The organism is Chitinophaga sp. 05T412, from assembly GCF_056396465.1.
Genome location: NZ_JBFTLN010000004.1, coordinates 201,607 through 219,634, shown reverse-complemented (window position 1 = coordinate 219,634; position 18,028 = coordinate 201,607). Strand labels below are relative to the sequence as shown.

Here is an 18,028-nt window from a genome sequence, read left to right as displayed (position 1 = left end):
CCTGTACAACAGCATCACTGCTGCCCAATATCTTTCTGCCTAATTACTCCGGATAGCTACCACCGGATCAAGCCTGCTGGCCCTATACGCAGGAATAAACCCTGCCAGCACACCTACTCCTACGGAAGCCACCATCCCAAAAATAAAGGCGCCCATAGATATCACCATCTCAAACGTACTAACAGCACTGATAACGGTGGTCAAAATATACACCATGAGTAATCCCAGCATCCCTCCAATTAAGCAGAGTGTAATAGACTCCAGCAAAAATTCCATTAAAATAATACGCTTAGGCGCGCCAATGGCCTTTTTCAGACCAATAATATTGGTACGCTCCTTTACCGTCACAAACATGATATTCGCAATACCAAAGCTGCCCACCAGCAAGGAAAATATCGCAATAAGGAGTCCTCCTCCATTGATAGCAACAAACATCGAACTCAAACTCTCATTAGCAGAGCTGATTTCATTCAATGCGAAATCATCCTCCTCCCGTGGCTTTAACCGGTGCGAGGCCCGCATCACCCCTTTCAATTCATCTTTAAGCTGATCCAGGCTCACGCCGGGCTTCGCTTTCACCAATATGTACGGATCTGCATTACGACGCTCATCCACAATAGTACGGGCAAAACGATACGGTAAAATAATGGCGTTATCATAGCTCCCTGCACCAATCATACTTTCGCCCTTCTTTTTTAACACCCCTATTATTTTCACATCCCGGCCCGCAATCTTCACAATCTTTCCAAGGGCAGACTCAGGAGAAGCAAATAACCCATCCCATACGGTAAATCCAAGAATAGCCACATTAGCCCCACTATTACTTTCTGTATTGGCAAAAAAACGTCCATCCAGTATCTGCAAGGTTTGTATCTGGTCAAAATCATTGCTCACGGCCGTCATAGTCACCCCATCCATATAATCGCTCCCATACTCCACCTTCTTGTTATTCACATCAAAATTAAAAGAAGCATAGCTGGCGCTATGTACCTTATCTTGTACGGGCTTCAGGTCCTTAAACTGCGGCTCCGGACGATTCATATATTTCCACCATGCGTATTCTCCATTACCTCCCCAGGGCCACTTCTGCAGGTAAATCACGTCATCTCCCAAATCCGCCAGATCCTTACGGATATTGTGCTCCAGACTACTGGTCAACGTAAATACCGCAATAATACAGAAGATGCCTATGGTGATTCCAAACAGCGACAAAAACGTACGCAGCTTATTCACCCGCAGCTCCATCATCGCCATTTTGAAAGTATTCCATAATATTTTAAGGGTCGCTATCATATTTCAAATTTAGCGGATTTATGCTCACCACCGGTGCCAATAAACACGAAATATAGCCGGACAAAAAATTTAGTTACCTTTGCTGCCATTTTTCGGATATTTATGAAGTACGCTAACGAGATCAATAAAAGAAAATCCTTTGCTATCATCGCCCACCCGGATGCCGGTAAAACTACGCTGACAGAGAAATTCCTCCTGTTTGGCGGTGCTATTCAAACGGCTGGTGCGGTGAAGTCCAATAAGATAAAAAAACACACTACCTCGGATTTCATGGAAATTGAAAGACAGAGAGGTATCTCCGTGGCCACCTCCGTTATGACCTTCGAATACCGCGATATCCTCGTTAACCTCCTGGATACCCCCGGTCACAAGGACTTTGCGGAAGACACTTACCGCACCCTCACCGCGGTAGACAGCGTGGTACTGGTAATCGACTGTGTAAAAGGAGTGGAAGAACAAACGGAAAGACTGATGGAGGTATGCCGCATGCGCGATACACCTGTAATCATCTTCGTGAATAAAATGGACCGCGACGGTAAATATCCTTTCGACCTCCTGGACGAACTGGAAGAGAAACTCAATATCCGCGTAAGACCACTCAGCTGGCCTATCAACATGGGTAGCGATTTCAAAGGGGTATATAACCTGTACGATAAAAACCTCGTCGCTTTCCAACCCAACAAGAAAGCCACCGACGATGATATCGTGCCCCTGCCCGACCTCAGCAGCAGCTACGTGGATGAACACTTCAACGAAAAAGACGCCGCCCAGCTACGCAGCGATGTGGAGCTGATTGAAGGTGTATACGATACCTTCAACCGCGAAGAATACCTCGCCGGCAAACTGGCACCGGTATTCTTTGGTAGCGCCGTTAATAACTTCGGCGTGAAAGACCTGCTCGATATCTTCGTGGACATTGCACCGGTACCCCGCAACCGTACCGCCACTACCCGCGAAATAGAAGTAGGTGAAGATAAATTCAGTGGATTCGTTTTCAAAATACACGCGAACCTCGATCCCCGGCACCGCGACCGTATTGCGTTTCTCCGCGTTTGCTCCGGCAAATTTGAACGCAACAAGTTCTATCACCATGTTCGTTTAGACAAAGACGTTAGGTTCAGTAACCCTTACAGCTTCCTTGCCCGCGAAAAAAACGTCGTTGACGATGCTTTCCCCGGCGACGTGGTAGGTTTATTTGATACCGGCAACTTCAAAATCGGCGATACACTCACAGAAGGTGAAGATTTCTACATCACCGGTATCCCCAGCTTCTCCCCTGAACTGTTCAAGGAACTGGTGAACAAAGATCCGATGAAAACCAAGCAGCTGGAAAAAGGTATCCGTCAGCTCACAGATGAGGGCGTAGCCCAGCTGTTTACCCAGCACGGCGGCAACCGCAAAATCATCGGTTGTGTGGGAGAACTCCAGTTTGAAGTAATCCAGTACCGCCTCCTGCAGGAATACGGCGCAGCATGTCAGTTCAATACACTGCCATTCTACAAAGCCTGCTGGCTCACCGGCCCTAAAAATAAAATCGAAGAATTTATCCGCTTTAAATCTTCCAACATCGTAGAAGACAAAGACGGACACCTGGTATACCTGGCCCAATCTGAGTGGTACTTAAATACCGAAAGAACCAATAACCCGGATATCCAGTTCAACTTCACTTCCGAAATACATAAGTAAAGCTGAAAGCCGAAAGCAGAAAGCAAAAAGCTATTGTAGCGACTGAGTAAAGCGTATAGATAATTCGCGCTGATCAATCGCTATAATAGCTTTTTGCTTTCTGCTTTATGCTTTCAGCTCAAAAAAAAAGGCCGCTTCCTGTGAACAGGTGCGGCATTGCTTGTACGACCAACTCAAATTATTGCTTTATTGAGAATATTTTGATTTAGGTGCTGTGTATCGTGTGTGATGCAAAAGTAGGTTCCCTCATGTGCGCAACCGTCTCAAAGCGGGAAAATGATTTACGCAATCGGGAAACTTTGAAAAAGCAAAAGCTATTGTAGCGGTTGATCAAAGCGAATTATCTATACGCTTTAATCAATCGCCACAATAGCTTTTTGCTTTCTGCTTTTCGCTTTATGCTTAGTCGGAAATGATATATTGAAAAATATACTCCTCAATAGTCCCGTCCCTGGTGCCTTCTACACGGGCCTCCAGATGGCGGGCATCTTTAAAGCGGTAAGTAATTTTCTTAGGGAAGTCGTTATTAAGATCTTCTGCTACAAAGCCTATGGGCTTCAACACCCGAAGGCGCAGGCGGACCGGCGTTTTGGGCTGATGTCCCTGATACACCGGCAGGAAATACATCTCATTGTCCCGTCTCACCAATTGCATGGTTTGCTGCAAGGCGCTGTCGGCGCCTACAATGCGCCAGGTTTGGCCGGTCCAGGTAGAGTCATTCACCTTGCTCCAGCTTTCCACGATGGTGCTTTTGCGGGTATTCATGCTCCAGGTACCGGCCAGCTTATCCAGGATACGGAAATCAACCGGGTTAGCCTGGCCGGCTACCCGAAAGCTACCGGCCACCAGCAATAGCAGCAGCAGTAGGTGTTTACTGTTGTACCACTGCTTCTTCTCCATAGATCTGTTGTTTGTATTTGAGAGATGGCGAAGCCAGGAAGGGACCGATGCCCAGCTCTCCCCATTTAGCGTCTATTTTACGGATGGTAGCATCATCTGCCACAATAATATTGGGCCAGTCGCGCTCGAAACCATCCAGCAGCCTGGTTTTCAGGGTACCATCCATTCCTATACCTCCGATATACTTTCCGGGGGTAGCGGATGGTTTATTGATCACAAAGCTATCCCGTTTAGGGTCCAGGTTATTGCAGAAGCGCCACAGTGCGGAGGCCAGGTCGCTTACATCTACGGTATGCTCCACATAGAGGATCATCTTTACGCCTGCCAGTGCGGGTAGTGTGTAAAGTTGTTCATTCAGCTCGCGCACATGAAAAGGACGGCTTTTTTCTACTGATACCAGTATACAGGAGATATCCATTGCCAGCAGCTGGCTGTTGATACCCTTGATTTCCGGGAACTGCTGCATAATAGCGGCCGTATCGATCGCCGATGGCGTAGCTACCTGCAGATAAGCAGTATCCGTTTCCTCTTCGTATTTACGGGTACCGTCTATACACATCTTACCACCAAAGCCCATTTTAGAGCAGGAATGGTCCAGTACATCCATAGGGCCCTGGCTCAGGTAAATATCTGTAGCCGGGTTGAGATGACGGAAGACGTGCTGTGCCAGCTGTTTATAGTCGTTGATCTTCACGCCGTCGTCTGTAACCACAAGGATTTTATTGAACATCATTTGTCCGGCTCCCCACATGGCATTCATCACTTTCTGCGCCTGACCGGCGTAATCTTTCTTGATTTGCGCAATCACCAGATTATGGAAAACCCCTTCCACTGGCATTTCCATGTCAACGATTTCCGGTACCAGCGTCATTTTAATGGGCGCCAGGAAAATACGTTCCGTTGCTTTTCCGATCCAGGCATCTTCCTGCGGAGGAATACCTACTATCGTAGAGGGATATACGGCATCTTTACGATGGGTGATGGCAGTGATATGGAACTTAGGATACCAGTCGGCCAGCGAATAGTAGCCGGTATGGTCGCCGAACGGTCCTTCCCAGATCAGGTCTTCCGACGGCTCCACATAACCTTCTATTACAAAATCGGCATCCGCCGGTACTTCTATTTCAGGTTGGGTAATACATTTTACCAGTTCCACTTTTTTCTTGCGAAGAAAGCCTGCCAGCATGTATTCATCCACGTTTTCAGGTAATGGAGCGGTGGCGGAATAAGTGTATACCGGATCGCCGCCGAGTACTACGGCAACGGGCATACGTTTATTCAGCTTCTTATATTCCATGAAATGTTTGGCAGATACTTTATGTTTATGCCAATGCATCCCGGTCATATCTTTTTCAAATACCTGCATCCGGTACATGCCTACGTTACGCGTGCCTGTCAGCGGATCTTTAGTATGTATAACAGGCAAGGTCACAAAAGGACCGCCGTCTTTAGGCCAGCAGGTAAGCACTGGCAATTTGCCCATATCAGGATTGGCCATCACTACTTCCTGGCAACTACCTTTACCACTCACTACTTTAGGCATCCAGGAGGCAAATTGACCCAGTTTTGGCAGTAATGCCAGCTTATCCAGTATACTTTCTTTGGGTTTGGATAACAGTTTAAAAAGATTTTCAATTTCACCGGCTACATCATCCAGCTCCTGTACGCCCAATGCCAGGCACATACGCTTATAGCTGCCCATGGAGTTGATCAGTACCGGAAAATCGGTGCCGGTATTTTCAAACAACAGGGCTTTACCGCCATCAGGCGATTTACTCACCCGGTCTGTGATTTCAGCTATTTCCAGTTTTGGGTCCACATAGGTTTTAATGCGTACCAGTTCGCCTGCCTGCTCCAGCGTATCTATAAAGTGTCTGAGATTTTTATATGCCATGTTTGCGTCTTATTACCAATCAACAAAAGTAACCAACCCATACCGCAATAAAAAATGCCCCCCATTAAATAATGGGAGGCATTCATTTTTATTCCATTTTCAGTTATCAGTTCACGATCGTAACACCTGCGTGAAATACAGCCCTGGGCCTGGATGGGTAGTAGCGTACCGGTGCTGGAACAGGTACTGGCACCACCGGATAATAGGCTGGTTGAGCATATACTACTCTCCTTCTTGGACGGTAGCAATCATCATCCCAGTCACGGCGGCAATCTCTTCTGCGTTCGTAGCGGTCATCGCAACGATCCTCATGTTTCCAGCGACCGTGCCCCCGGCCATGATCCCGATAGCCATTGTCGTATCCTCTTTGCGCGGAAGTAGACAGCACTGCGCCGCCCATCAGCAGCATCATCAGCAATACTTTTTTCATGTTGTGTGGTTTTTAGTTCAAGATTGGTTGGCAAAAATTGTGTGTATCTATTTAACTACAGGCTATTTAACTAAGGCTATAATCTGCTCCCGGATACCTCACGTAGCTATATCGGTGATAATGGCGGTGGTGAGGCTTATAATGCTTACGATAATGTGCGTGTCCGTGTGGCCTTGGCGGATGCGGTGGCATCGGTGGCCTGTGAAAATGTGGCCTTGGCGGCAAAGGCGGATGCGGCAAATGCCTTGGATGCGGTGGCAACGGCGGAAATGGTGGCGCAGGTGGCCTATGTTGTGCTGAAATACTCATACTACCCGCTATCAATATCACCGAAGCTAAAAACAAAAACTTCTTCATGGCATTTCTTTTTTGTGAACTTATAACAGGCAGTTGCACACCAACTTATTTTTTGCGGTCACTGTTTCATTACTCTCTCCGCGATTTGTGATGCTGCTCTCCGCGATAAGCTGGTGGCTGCATTTATACCTGTTTCAACTCATAAATTCAACAACTATGCCAATAAAAAGTCCCCTCGCTTTCGGCGAGGGGACTGACATACAAATAACCCATTTAAATATCTGAACAGTATCTGCTGTTTAAGGTCGGAGTATCGGGCAACGGGTAGCTTTCTGCTTGCCCCAACCACTGTTATTACCACCTAAACGATAAGTAATCGTAAATCCTGAAAATGCGTACCAGTCGTTATACTTGTCGGAACCACGCTTGGCGCCGTCTGCCGGATAAGTGCCCGGTGTTAATTTGCCGCTTACTTCATCTCCGCGATAAGCCATATCTACTGCCTTCTGCCCGCGATACGCCAACAACGTATTCTGATCTACATAACTAGTACTTACATCATCCAGGTAATCCGTGGTAGTAGGCCGTAATCCTATTTCAAAACCCAATGTCCATTTATCATTCAGAATAGCCTTTACACCTGCACCAAAGGGAATGGAAATAGCCCATAAGTCGTAAGGCTGACGAGTAGGATATTGCGGCAATCCTTGTCCTTCTGTACCCAGTGGACGAAGCCGTACCCAGTTGCCTGACTGGTCTTTCGCCTTTGGATCAAAACCAAAAAGACCAACTCCTGCAAAAACATAAGGCGTAAATCCTTTTTCGTCCAGATCAAAAAAGTTGAATTCACCAATCAAACTTCCTTCTAATACATTGGAGCGAAAGCTTAGGTTCCGTTTTATCAGGTCCTTACTGGAATTTGTGCTGTCCGCCCCTGTGGCAATTCCCCAGGTAAGCGCAGCGCGTACAGTAAGGTAACGGTTAATATCTCTTCTCACCAGCAATCCAAGCGCTGGACGGGTGTATTTCATATCGACCTTTTGCTGAACAAGATCTCCGCTATAATTGGAAATACCGAGAAAAGCGCCCACATGCCAGTCCTGTGCAAAAGAGAGAAAGGGAAGGGCCATGAATAACAACAGGGTTCCGGTAGATTTAATCAATTTCAAAGTATTAAAGTTTAAGAGGTTAGTCCTTTTTAATCTTGCAAAACATTTAACGTTCTTACTACAATTTTTATTTGGTGCCCCCTCTTTATTAGTTTCTACACATATGCCGGCACGGCTAATAAAATGTAAAAATAAACTAATAAACCAATTAACTAATAAACAATTAAACTAACATCTTATATAAGCCCAACCTTCTTGCTGGCGGCTAACCAAATGAAATATACCCGCAGGAACCACCCCGGTCAGTGGCAATAATTGGGTGATCTGTAACTGACGGCTATTCAGGGTATTGCGACAAATAAGGAATTGAACGGCGCGCTCCTGTAACGATTGCACCTTTTCAGACAAGGGGTTCCCTTCTTTTAATAACAGGTTCCAGGCCTGGCCGTGTACTACCACTTCTACGCCTATACGCGTTTGTGTGGCCACCGCCTGCTGAAGAAGATTGTGAAGCTGCCCTAACATGGCCAGTTGTGCCTCCTGTTCGCCGGAGGTGATCTGAAAAACTACCTGCATGGCAACAAACCTACCCAAATATTGGCAAAATGAAAAGCGTAAAAAGGTGGATGTAAATCTAACAATTAATGATCTTCCTTGTGCCTCGCGCTATACAGTTCATACTGTACTTTTCTTAACTTATCTTCCAGCTTGCGGTACTGCTCTTTTACATCGCGCAGCTGATACAACAGGGAAGCCTCCCGCTGCTCCTGCTTTACCAGGTTGATGTAAGCCGCCTGCAACGCCCTGAAATGACGGAATAATAATATCCATCCAAGACACATGAGTAATAATAAAACAACGATAATGGCTACCATATAATAAGCAATTATACTACGGGATCGACTATACTCTACTGCCGGTAAATGGCGTTGCGGACTGCCGCAACTCCATAACAGGATTGATAGGACAAATATGCTGAATACTATAAAATCCGTATTGATTTACCTGGCTGGAGCTATAAACATGACACTGCCGCTAAAGTTATTTATTCCCTTTAAAAGCAGTTTGTCCATTTTAGCTTTTTTTCAATTTTTCTTAAAAAAAAGGCCGGGTTTAATCCCTCCATCATACATATTATAAATATAAATACTTTAATAACTCCTATATCATATTGAATTTCAACAAATTAAAATGATTCTAAAAATTTCATTTCCATTGATCATAAAAAAATTAAATTAGATATAATGATCATGTAGAAAAAGAATACATTTTGTTGAAATTCTACCGGTACCGCATCCAATGAAAATCATTTAAAATCCCCGTATTGTATGTCTACCCTCTTGACGAAAGAACAACTCAAAAATTTGGCATTACAGGGTTTATCATTTGCCGATGACCATGTCGGTGATCCGTTTAATATTAAAGATGTTGCAGAAAGACTGGGTATCTCCTACTCCTACTTCTATCACAATTTCACGATGTACATGGGAGAACCATTCTGGCAATATGTAAAAAGACATCGGCTGGAACTCGCTGCAGGATTGCTCCGTCACAGTGGCTACAATATCAGCGAAATCAGCGACATGTGCGGATACGCTACTACGGCAGCTTTCAGTAAGGCTTTCAAGCAATACTTCCTGGAAAGTCCCAAAGAATTCCGCCGCATCATTACACTGCCCAACGAAAAAAGAACCCTGCAAATTACCGAAGGCATCACCGCTGCATTTGGTAGTGAAGCCTTTGGCGGACTATTTAACTACGACCGTTGTGAAAAAGTAAAACTGCCCGACAGTATATTGTATTATTCACTCATTTCCCAGGGACAGGACCCCGTAGGTGAAATGATTGCCAGAATGACCCAGCACTATACTTTGTTTAAGAAGATGCAAACGCTGTACGACGTACCGCAAAGCAAAATCATTACCGGTACCCTCGATGCCGTACCAGTGACCAACTATGAAAGATTGTCCATGTTCGCTGGCATCCTGGTGCCTATCACCGCAGTAGCCGTACACTTCCAGCTGCAACAAAACTTTCCTGACCTGATGGTTAAGAGAGTACCCGGAGGAAGCTATCTCCGGTTGCCCGTACCGATGGACTTCGCCACCGCCGGCATTCCGATGTACAACTTCATCAGCATGAACTGTAAAGAAGGGGTCTTTAAAATGAGTGGCAATCACTTCTTCCTTTCTCTCAATGGTCCTAATTATACCGAAATATTTATCCCGGTGCTGAAGAAACATTATTAAATAAGCATAAAGCGAAAAGCTCAAAGCAAAAAGCTATTGTAGCGAGTGACCAAAGCGTATATCCGCCATCATCACTCGCTACAATAGCTTTTTGCTTTTCGCTTTCTGCTTTCTGCTATTTAACAAATATCGCCCGGAAGCAATTCGCACTTGTATTCAACGTATCCTTCTGCTGTTTTCCTCTTCCATAAAACTCATCGAGGAAGCTACCAGCATCAGACCACACTGTTTGCATCATTCCCTGAAAGCGTGGCTTCATTTCTTTTGTAGCACTGTTACGATAATCATACATGTCTTTCAACTGCAGCTTCGCATTTTCGGGCATTCTCCACGGACAGGTAATCACAGATAATCCCTTCATCGCAAAATAAACCGGCGTTTTATCCGGTCTTTCATAATGCCAGTCGCATATCATAATGTCTTTCGGTACCAGGTCTACGGCCCGGTGGGTATTGTTCATGCTGGCTTCCCAGGCGCCTAATCCGGTAGTTTTGCCCTCCAGTAAACGATCTCCCCAAATCCACAACTGACGGCCTTTTTGCTCCAGGTGATTGCGGATAGTCCATACTTCGCCGGCATATAACTCCGCTTTGTCCTTTCCTCCGCAACGTGGACACTTCTCCTCTCCTATATAAAATACTTCATCCATTCCTGCGTGAAAAGCGGTAGACTCAAAAGCATCGCAAATTTCATCCACCAGCTCAAAAACTATTTTATGTACCCCCGGATGCAACGGGCAATAACTTTTGCAATACAACCCATCAGGGTTAGGCCACTCATACTTTACCGGCATCTTCACCCAGGGCGTTTCATCAAAATCCGGATATACCTTCAGGAGGTTCATAGTAGTACTCGCCCAGGATTGATGCCCCAATAAATTAATCTGCGGAATCAACCGGATATGATATTGCTTACAGGCCTCCACCAGCTGCTTTACTTCCTGCTCTGATAAACTTCCGGGATCACGCAACTCCGGATGCGACTTAAACTGATAATTAAAATCTATACGCAATACCAGCGTGTTAACATGACGCGGTGCCAGCTCCGTTGCGATGAATTTCAGAAAAGCAGGCAAGCCGTCCGCTCTGGGCGCAGCTATACAAAATCCACGTACCGGTAAAGTATCTGTTGGTGGAGGGGTTGCAAAACAGAAAGAAATACTGCTACAAACCACCCATAAAAGGGCAAATAGTTTTTTCATAACTTTTTAAGAAATTTTAAGATGCAGTAATTTAAGGAAAGCAAAGGGGAACTGCAATCTTTTGGTATAAACAAATGTATAATAGCAATTCTAATGTTATACCAATTGATTTTTAATATCTTTGGTAAAAGCACTGTTTCTATGAATGAGTTTAAACTACCGTTTACTGCAAGACTCACCTTTACCCTTTTATCTATTATCCTGGTAATTTATATTGCCCACATCGGTAGTGGTATCATTGTGCCCCTGATGTTTGCCATGCTGATTTCCATCATGTTGCTGCCGGTAGTACACCGGTTGGAAAAATGGCATATTCCCCGCGGAATGGCTGCTATCATGGCCGTATTACTGTTTATCATTATCATTGCCCTCGTCATGATGATGCTCGGCCGGCAAATGGAAGCATTCATTTCCGACTTCCCCCAACTGCAACAAAAATTAATGCTGGTAATCACTTCTACGCAGGAATGGGTCAACACCAAATTTCATATTAACTCCAGTACCCAGTTAAGTTATATGGAGAAAGCACTGATGGGCACTCTCGGTACCGCCACCAGCTTCCTCAGCCAAACATTTTTATCACTTTCCTCCCTGCTGGTATTCGTGGTATTCGTATTCCTGTATGCTTTTTTTATTCTCTTCTACCGGAGGTTATTGGTAAATTTCCTCATAAAAAACTTTAAGGAAGAACACCGCAGTAAACTACTCAGCGTAATTGGAAGCACCCGCTCCATCATAAAAAGTTATGTGGGTGGCCTCATGATTGAAATGGTGATTGTTGCTATTCTTAATACTACCCTATTCCTGGTGCTCGGTATCAAATATGCGATCCTGCTGGGTGTGATGGCCGCTATCTTCAACATCATTCCCTATGTAGGTATTCTAACTGCCGCCATCCTCATTATATTTGTCACGCTGGCTACGGGAACGCCTATACAGGCGCTACAGGCAGGTATTGCCCTGTTCCTGGTACATATCCTGGACAGCAACGTACTATTCCCCAGCATTGTAGGTTCCAAAGTAAAAATCAATGCGCTGATCACCATTATCGGCGTGGTATTGGGTAATATGCTATGGGGGATACCTGGTATGTTTCTCGCCATTCCGACTATTGCGATTATCAAAATCATCTGCGAAAACGTTCCCGAAATGCAGCCATGGGCCATACTTCTAGGAGATGAATCTAAACCCAAAGTAAAGAAAGCAAAACCTAAAAAAAAGGAAGATTAAACGCGCTCACCATAAAAAATGGCTGTCTTCATGATAAGATCAGAAGACAGCCACACTAATTAAACATATAAAACCAACCTTCTTTATTATTCCGGATGTTTGGTATCCATCTTACGGTAAGCCCAGCCAAATATCAGCGGGAAAATGATCAGCGAGAAAATCATCGCACACAGGATACCACCAATTACCACACGAGCCAGCGGCCTTGAACTTTCAGAACCAATACCATGGGAAATCGCTGCCGGGAACAGTCCAATCGCCGCCATTAACGCAGTCATCATTACCGGTCGTATTCTGGAATTCACACCCAGCTTAATGGCCGTGTACAAGGAACCTCCCTGCCCCCGCATCTTATCCAGGTTTTGTTTAAACACCGTTATCAATAGCACCCCATCCTGTATACAAATACCGAACAAAGCGATAAAACCAATACCAGCGGAGATACTAAAGTTAGTCCCCGTCAAATGCAATGCCAGCAAGCCTCCTACGATGGCAAACGGTACGTTGAGGAACACCAATGCCGCATCCATAAAGTTGCCAAACATGATAAACAACAGGATAAAGATCAGCGTGAGACTGATAGGCACTACCTGCTGTAAACGGCTGGTGGCGCGTTGTTCATTCTCAAAATCCCCCTGCCACACCATAGAGTAGCCTCCCTTCAGTTTTACCACTTCATCCACTTTATGCTGCGCTTCTGCAATGGTACTACCCATATCGCGCCCTCTCACAGAAAATTTCACGGCGGAGTAGCGCTCGTTGGCATCGCGGAAAATAAGGCAGGGCCCCGTTTTCATCACAATGGTGGCAATCTCCTTCACCGGCACCTTGGAACCACTTTGCGTAGGTACCATCAGGTTACCGATGTCTTCGGCATCTTTACGATACTCTTCCGGAAAACGTAAACGGATATCAAATTTCCTGATACCCTCATATAAGGTACTGGCCGCCTTACCACCAATCGCCATCTCTATCACTGCATTGGCATCGGCAGTAGCTACGCCATACAAGGCCATCTTCTGCTGGTCGAGGTCTATGTTCAATTCAGGCTGACCAATATTTTTAATCACCCCTAAATCTTCAATCCCTCTTACAGTTCTCAGCACATCATGCACCCGCGTAATCTGGTCTTCCATATAATTCAGCGAGTCGCCGAATATCTTCACACAAATAGATCCTTTCACACCCGATACCGCTTCCTCAATGTTATCCATAATGGGTTGAGAGAAGTTCAACGAAGCGCCCGGTATTACAGAAAGGGTATCATTCATCTGGTCTATCAACTCTTCTTTGGTGATATGCGGCTTCCAGTTTTTCTCCGGATACAGCATTACATCAAACTCGTTGTTGTAGAATCCCGCCACGTCTGTTCCGTCATCCGGACGGCCCGTTTGCGATACGATATTCTTCACCTGCGGAAACTGCATCAACTTAGCACGTACCTCTTTGGACGTTTCTACAGACTTTTCCAACGAAACACTATATGGTAGCTGTACACGCAACCAAATGGAGCCTTCATTCAATTCCGGCAGGAACTCTGTTCCCAGGAATTTGAAAGAATACAAACCAAGGATAATAATAATAAAAGAAGAGAAAACGGCTAATTTCCGATGCTTGAAGGTAAAGGAAAACCAACCCAGCATGAAGCCTGTCATGGCATGCAGAATAGGATTGTGTTTCTCGTGCACATTTTTCCGGAGCAACAGGTTTATCAATACCGGTACCAGCGTTAATGTGGTAATCAGCGCTCCCAGCAAGGCAAAGCCCAGCGTATATGCCAGCGGAGAGAACATTTTCCCTTCCACTTTCTGGAATGCAAAAATGGGCAACAAACCGGTGATGATAATTACTTTGGCAAAGAAGATCGCTTTACCCAGTTGAGCACCATGCTTCCGGATTAACCCCATCTTCGCCATCTTATTAAATCGCTCCATGCCTACATCCCGCGCCTGATGGTCTAAGACGACAAATAGTCCTTCCACCATCACTACGGCTCCATCAATGATAATCCCAAAGTCTACTGCACCCAGTGACAACAGGTTGGCCGACATACCCATCAAACGCAGACAGATAAAGGCAAATAACAACGATAACGGAATGATGATCGACACTATCAGCGTAGTACGCCAGCTGAACATGAAGATAGATACCAACAGCGTAACCAATAAAATACCTTCTATGAGGTTATGCATCACCGTATCTGTAGCGTAATGTATCAGGTCTTCACGGTCATAGAAAGGAACTATTTTGGTATCAGCGGGCAGTACGGAGGCATTCAGCTTCTTAATTTTCTCTTTCACCGCCTGTACTACATCCGAGGGGTTCTCTCCTTTCCGCATGATGATGATGGCCTGCACCACGTCATCTTCATCGGTAACGGTCCGCTTGCCAGTGGAATCAATAATGGCATCCGTGCGTCCTACGTGGCCAAGCCGGGGCATATTGGATATATCTACTGTAGCTACATCCTTTACCAGTACAGGAATACCATTGACGTTCTGTATAATGATGTTTTTAATTTCGTTGATATCATTTAACAATCCGATACCACGAACTACGTAGGCCTGGTTATTTTTAACAATAACGTCACCGCCTATATTAATATTACTTTTGCCTACGGCAGAATACACATCCAGCGGGGTTATCCCGAGATTGGTGAGTTTTCCCGGATCTACCTTAATTTCATAAGTCTTCACTTCTCCACCAAAGCTCACAATATCTGCCACCCCGGGCACGGAACGAAGTTGCCGGTCAATTGTCCAGTCTTGTATCGTTTTAAGTTCTCTTACATCACGGAAAGAGCTTTTAAGTGTATAGCGGTAAATTTCACCGGTAGGCCCTGTGGGCGGCTGCACGGAAGGGTTGATACCATCCGGCAGATTGGCGTTGGCCAGCAGGTTGTTGACCTGTATCCTGGCTTCATTATCGGTGACTTTATCGTCGAAAATTAATTTTACGTAAGATAAGCCGAAGATACTGGTAGAACGCAGACTGGTCTTCTTTTGCACGGGATTCATCGCGATTTCTATCGGAATGGTCACGAACTTTTCTACTTCTTCTGCGCTTCTGCCGGGCCACTGAGTAATGATGCTGATCTCTGTATTGGTAACATCCGGGAAAGCCTCAATAGGCATGTTTTTAAAACAAATAATACCTGATACCAACAGCAGCAGCGTGGCGAAGAAAATGAAATATTTATTCTTCAGCGAAAAGCCTATTATACTTCTGAGAACTTTATTCATCTAAAAAACAATTATATTTATGATGAGTGAGCAGGTTTCGCCTAATTATTCAGTGCGTCATAGATAAGAATAGCTTGTGTAGCAATTACTTTATCACCGGCCTGCAAACCTGTGGAGATGTATGTTTTGTCGCCAATAGAATTGATCACGGATACCGGCGTAATTCTCACATCAGACTTGCTGTGATACACCAATACATAGTACTGGCTATGATCGAAAATCAGCGCGCCTGATGGAATGCTCAGGGCCTCACCCCCATCTTTATAAATCACTCTTACACTGGCAAACATTTCAGGTTTCAGGGCATAATCATCGTTGGGCAAACTTATTCTCACTTTCATGACTTTATTAGTCGGGTCCAGCACATTAAACATCTTATCTACCTGTCCGTGGAATACCTTGCCGGGATAAGACAACGTTGTTACTTCCACGTTATCACCCATATGGACCTGGCCAATATTTGATTCATATACATTGGCCATGATCCATACATTTTTCAAATCGGAGATGGTAAATAATTGTGTGCTGTTATCGTTACGTACCAACGTGTTGTTGGTAACCAGTTTCTCTACTACGAAGCCGCTGATGGGAGAAGTAATGATATATTCGCCAGCGGTGTTGCCACCATTGATATTCAATACACGTTTTACCCGGCTTAATTCAGATTGTGCTTTCTGGTAGTCAGTTTGGGCCGACAGCAAGTCACGTTGGGAAGCAATACCGCTGTTAAACATATCCTGTGTGGCATCCAGGCTTTTCTTAGCTACGGCCACCCCGGCTTCTGCATTTACCAGGTCGCTGCTATAGCCTGCCATTTCAGCGCTGTTCATAACTGCCAGCGTTTGTCCTTTCGTTACATAGTCACCCAACATCACTTTAATATCGCGGATTTTACCACTCACCATGGGATAAATACGGGATACATTATCATCGTTAAACGCCACCTTACCGGTCAGCTTCAAATCATTCACCACAGCGCTGCGTCCTACAGTATCTATTTTAAGCGTGCGTAGCACGGTATCGGGAATCACGTACTTAGGCCTTTCACTGGGGTCCTTCTCTTGTTTGGTATTGCAACTCTGTGCGAGAAAAACACCTGCAATGATCAATAAAAAACGGCCAAAGCTACCTGCCTTTATAAAGTTTTGCATACTCTCTGTAGATTTATCTTTAATTAAAAAAGTTGGTTCCGGTAATGAAGTTGAGTTCTTCGAAAGCCCTCATACGATTGTATTGTATGTTGTTCAACTGCAATACATTCTGCTTATAGGAATCATAGAAATCCAGGAAATCCAACATCGTAATATTCCGCTTCTGATAGTTGATCAATACCTCGTGCATCAATCGCTGAAAATCTTTCGAAAAAGAAGCATCTATATTTCTATATAGTTTGTCAGCGGCTACTGTCTTTTCCAATACGCGGTATACCTGTTCCTGCACGGTAGCTTCTGTACTTTTCTGTGTAGCATCATTAAAGGCAATCATCGCTTTGGCCGATTTGATGTTACCCTGATTCCGGTTAAAAACAGGCAGGTCAAAGGCCACACCGGCGCCATTATAATTCTTGATGTAACTACCCTGATGGTCGTACGACAAGTTAAAAGTCAAATCCGGTACCGCCAATGCTTTCTGATAGCTGTAATTCAGTTTGCTGATATCGGTGTTGGCACGGGCCATCAGCAGGTCGGTACGATTGGTATAGGCAGAATCCAGCAGTACCGGCAGCGGATACTTTGCAGGACTCATGGTTTCCAGCGTAGCCGGATCAAGGATGGGATCAATGTATACGGGCTTCACCTGTAACACCAATCGCATTTCGCTTTGCTGATCACTGATTTGTTCGAGGAGATCTTTATACTCACTTTTGAGGCTGTATAGCTGCGCTTTTATTCTCACGGCTTCTTTCTGGGAGATATAACCTTTTCCTTTTAGTTCGTCAAAAGCATCCGCTACTTTCTGCAGAGAGGTGATCTCATCGTCGTAGGCTTTGGCAGATTGCTGCAGGTAGTAGATATTGTAGAAATCATCTCTCAGGGTAAATTTCAGCGTGCGGAGCAGGTCATACAACTCGTACTCCGACAACTTAGCATTGGCTTTGGCGATCTTTATCTGCTTGTTGCGTTTACCTGCCAGCATCACCAATTGCGATAGTCCTGCCGTAGTTTGTCCATCGCTACCCAGCGGAAAGAATTTTTTCGTTTCGGTATTATAAACACCATGTTCAATGTTGAAAGTAGGATTGGCGTACAGCTTTGCCTGTATTACCAGTGCCTTCTGGGCATCTACGTTATAACGTTGTGCCAGCAGCAATAGATTTTGCCTTAGAAAGATTTTTTCCGCGCTGTCGAGCGTAAGGTGAAGGGTATCTGAAGGAGGACCTGAAATAACAGGGGTCTGCTGTTGCGCTGATGCCGTCATCCGGAATAAAGCTGCAAACAGTACAAAATAGGTACATAATGCTAATCTATTGATCATACAACTGATTTTTCGTTGCAAA

General features: G+C 45.0%; 15 protein-coding genes. 4 read left to right on the top strand and 11 right to left on the bottom strand.

The features are described 5' to 3' along the window. Positions 1 to 39 precede the first annotated feature (39 nt). On the bottom strand, positions 40 to 1,293 hold the full coding sequence (locus AC1DFM_RS11215) for an ABC transporter permease (protein WP_477076815.1): 1,254 nt from the start codon (positions 1,291 to 1,293) through the stop codon (positions 40 to 42). 102 nt (positions 1,294 to 1,395) lie between these two features. Here AC1DFM_RS11215 and AC1DFM_RS11210 point away from each other — a divergent pair, with 102 nt between their 5' ends. Further along, positions 1,396 to 2,979 (top strand): peptide chain release factor 3, encoded by a 1,584-nt coding sequence (locus AC1DFM_RS11210; RefSeq protein ID WP_477076814.1) that lies wholly within the window; start codon positions 1,396 to 1,398, stop codon positions 2,977 to 2,979. A 402-nt stretch (positions 2,980 to 3,381) separates the two neighbouring features. Here AC1DFM_RS11210 and AC1DFM_RS11205 read toward each other — a convergent pair whose 3' ends face one another. The 3 genes from AC1DFM_RS11205 to AC1DFM_RS11195 all read right to left on the bottom strand — a co-directional run bounded on the left by AC1DFM_RS11205 (position 3,382) and on the right by AC1DFM_RS11195 (position 6,203). Then, positions 3,382 to 3,879, bottom strand: a complete 498-nt coding sequence (locus tag AC1DFM_RS11205) for a DUF6265 family protein (protein WP_477076813.1) — start codon at positions 3,877 to 3,879, stop codon at positions 3,382 to 3,384. Further along, positions 3,851 to 5,773 carry a menaquinone biosynthesis decarboxylase gene (locus AC1DFM_RS11200; protein WP_477076812.1) on the bottom strand — a complete coding sequence of 641 codons (1,923 nt, stop codon included), beginning with the start codon at positions 5,771 to 5,773 and terminating at the stop codon, positions 3,851 to 3,853. The genes AC1DFM_RS11205 and AC1DFM_RS11200 overlap by 29 nt, the downstream gene beginning before the upstream one ends. A gap of 106 nt (positions 5,774 to 5,879) precedes the next feature. Further along, positions 5,880 to 6,203: a hypothetical protein gene (locus AC1DFM_RS11195; RefSeq protein WP_477076811.1), complete on the bottom strand. Its 324-nt coding sequence runs from the start codon at positions 6,201 to 6,203 to the stop codon at positions 5,880 to 5,882. A gap of 167 nt (positions 6,204 to 6,370) precedes the next feature. Between AC1DFM_RS11195 and AC1DFM_RS11190 the strand changes: the two genes are divergently transcribed. Continuing rightward, entirely contained in the window at positions 6,371 to 6,586 is a 216-nt protein-coding gene (locus AC1DFM_RS11190) for a hypothetical protein (RefSeq protein WP_477076810.1), read from the top strand. Between the two features lie 213 nt (positions 6,587 to 6,799). Here AC1DFM_RS11190 and porG read toward each other — a convergent pair whose 3' ends face one another. From porG to AC1DFM_RS11175, 3 genes are all read right to left on the bottom strand, one after another. After that, a complete protein-coding gene (gene porG / locus AC1DFM_RS11185) occupies positions 6,800 to 7,669 on the bottom strand; it encodes a type IX secretion system protein PorG (RefSeq protein ID WP_477076809.1) in 870 nt (289 codons plus the stop codon). A gap of 168 nt (positions 7,670 to 7,837) precedes the next feature. Beyond that, a complete protein-coding gene (locus tag AC1DFM_RS11180; protein ID WP_477076808.1) occupies positions 7,838 to 8,203 on the bottom strand; it encodes a DsrE family protein in 366 nt (121 codons plus the stop codon). Between the two features lie 47 nt (positions 8,204 to 8,250). After that, positions 8,251 to 8,484 carry a hypothetical protein gene (locus AC1DFM_RS11175; RefSeq protein ID WP_477076807.1) on the bottom strand — a complete coding sequence of 78 codons (234 nt, stop codon included), beginning with the start codon at positions 8,482 to 8,484 and terminating at the stop codon, positions 8,251 to 8,253. 453 nt (positions 8,485 to 8,937) lie between these two features. Between AC1DFM_RS11175 and AC1DFM_RS11170 the strand changes: the two genes are divergently transcribed. After that, positions 8,938 to 9,858, top strand: coding sequence for a helix-turn-helix transcriptional regulator (locus AC1DFM_RS11170; RefSeq protein ID WP_477076806.1), 921 nt, complete (start codon positions 8,938 to 8,940; stop codon positions 9,856 to 9,858). 115 nt (positions 9,859 to 9,973) lie between these two features. On the opposite strand, the gene AC1DFM_RS11165 is transcribed toward AC1DFM_RS11170, so the two are convergent. Then, positions 9,974 to 11,059 carry a family 20 glycosylhydrolase gene (locus AC1DFM_RS11165; protein WP_477076805.1) on the bottom strand — a complete coding sequence of 362 codons (1,086 nt, stop codon included), beginning with the start codon at positions 11,057 to 11,059 and terminating at the stop codon, positions 9,974 to 9,976. Positions 11,060 to 11,200: 141 nt separating this feature from the next. On the opposite strand from AC1DFM_RS11165, the gene AC1DFM_RS11160 reads away from it, so the two are divergent. Then, positions 11,201 to 12,289 (top strand): AI-2E family transporter, encoded by a 1,089-nt coding sequence (locus AC1DFM_RS11160; protein ID WP_477076804.1) that lies wholly within the window; start codon positions 11,201 to 11,203, stop codon positions 12,287 to 12,289. Positions 12,290 to 12,375: 86 nt separating this feature from the next. Here the strand turns inward: AC1DFM_RS11160 and AC1DFM_RS11155 are convergent, their stop codons facing one another. From AC1DFM_RS11155 to AC1DFM_RS11145, 3 genes are read right to left on the bottom strand one after another with little or no spacing between them, the layout of a single operon-like run. After that, complete coding sequence (locus tag AC1DFM_RS11155) at positions 12,376 to 15,531, bottom strand: efflux RND transporter permease subunit (RefSeq protein ID WP_477076803.1); 3,156 nt, start codon at positions 15,529 to 15,531, stop codon at positions 12,376 to 12,378. A 41-nt stretch (positions 15,532 to 15,572) separates the two neighbouring features. Continuing rightward, positions 15,573 to 16,682, bottom strand: a complete 1,110-nt coding sequence (locus tag AC1DFM_RS11150) for an efflux RND transporter periplasmic adaptor subunit (protein WP_477076802.1) — start codon at positions 16,680 to 16,682, stop codon at positions 15,573 to 15,575. Positions 16,683 to 16,701: 19 nt separating this feature from the next. After that, entirely contained in the window at positions 16,702 to 18,006 is a 1,305-nt protein-coding gene (locus AC1DFM_RS11145) for a TolC family protein (protein ID WP_477076801.1), read from the bottom strand. Positions 18,007 to 18,028: the final 22 nt, after the last annotated feature.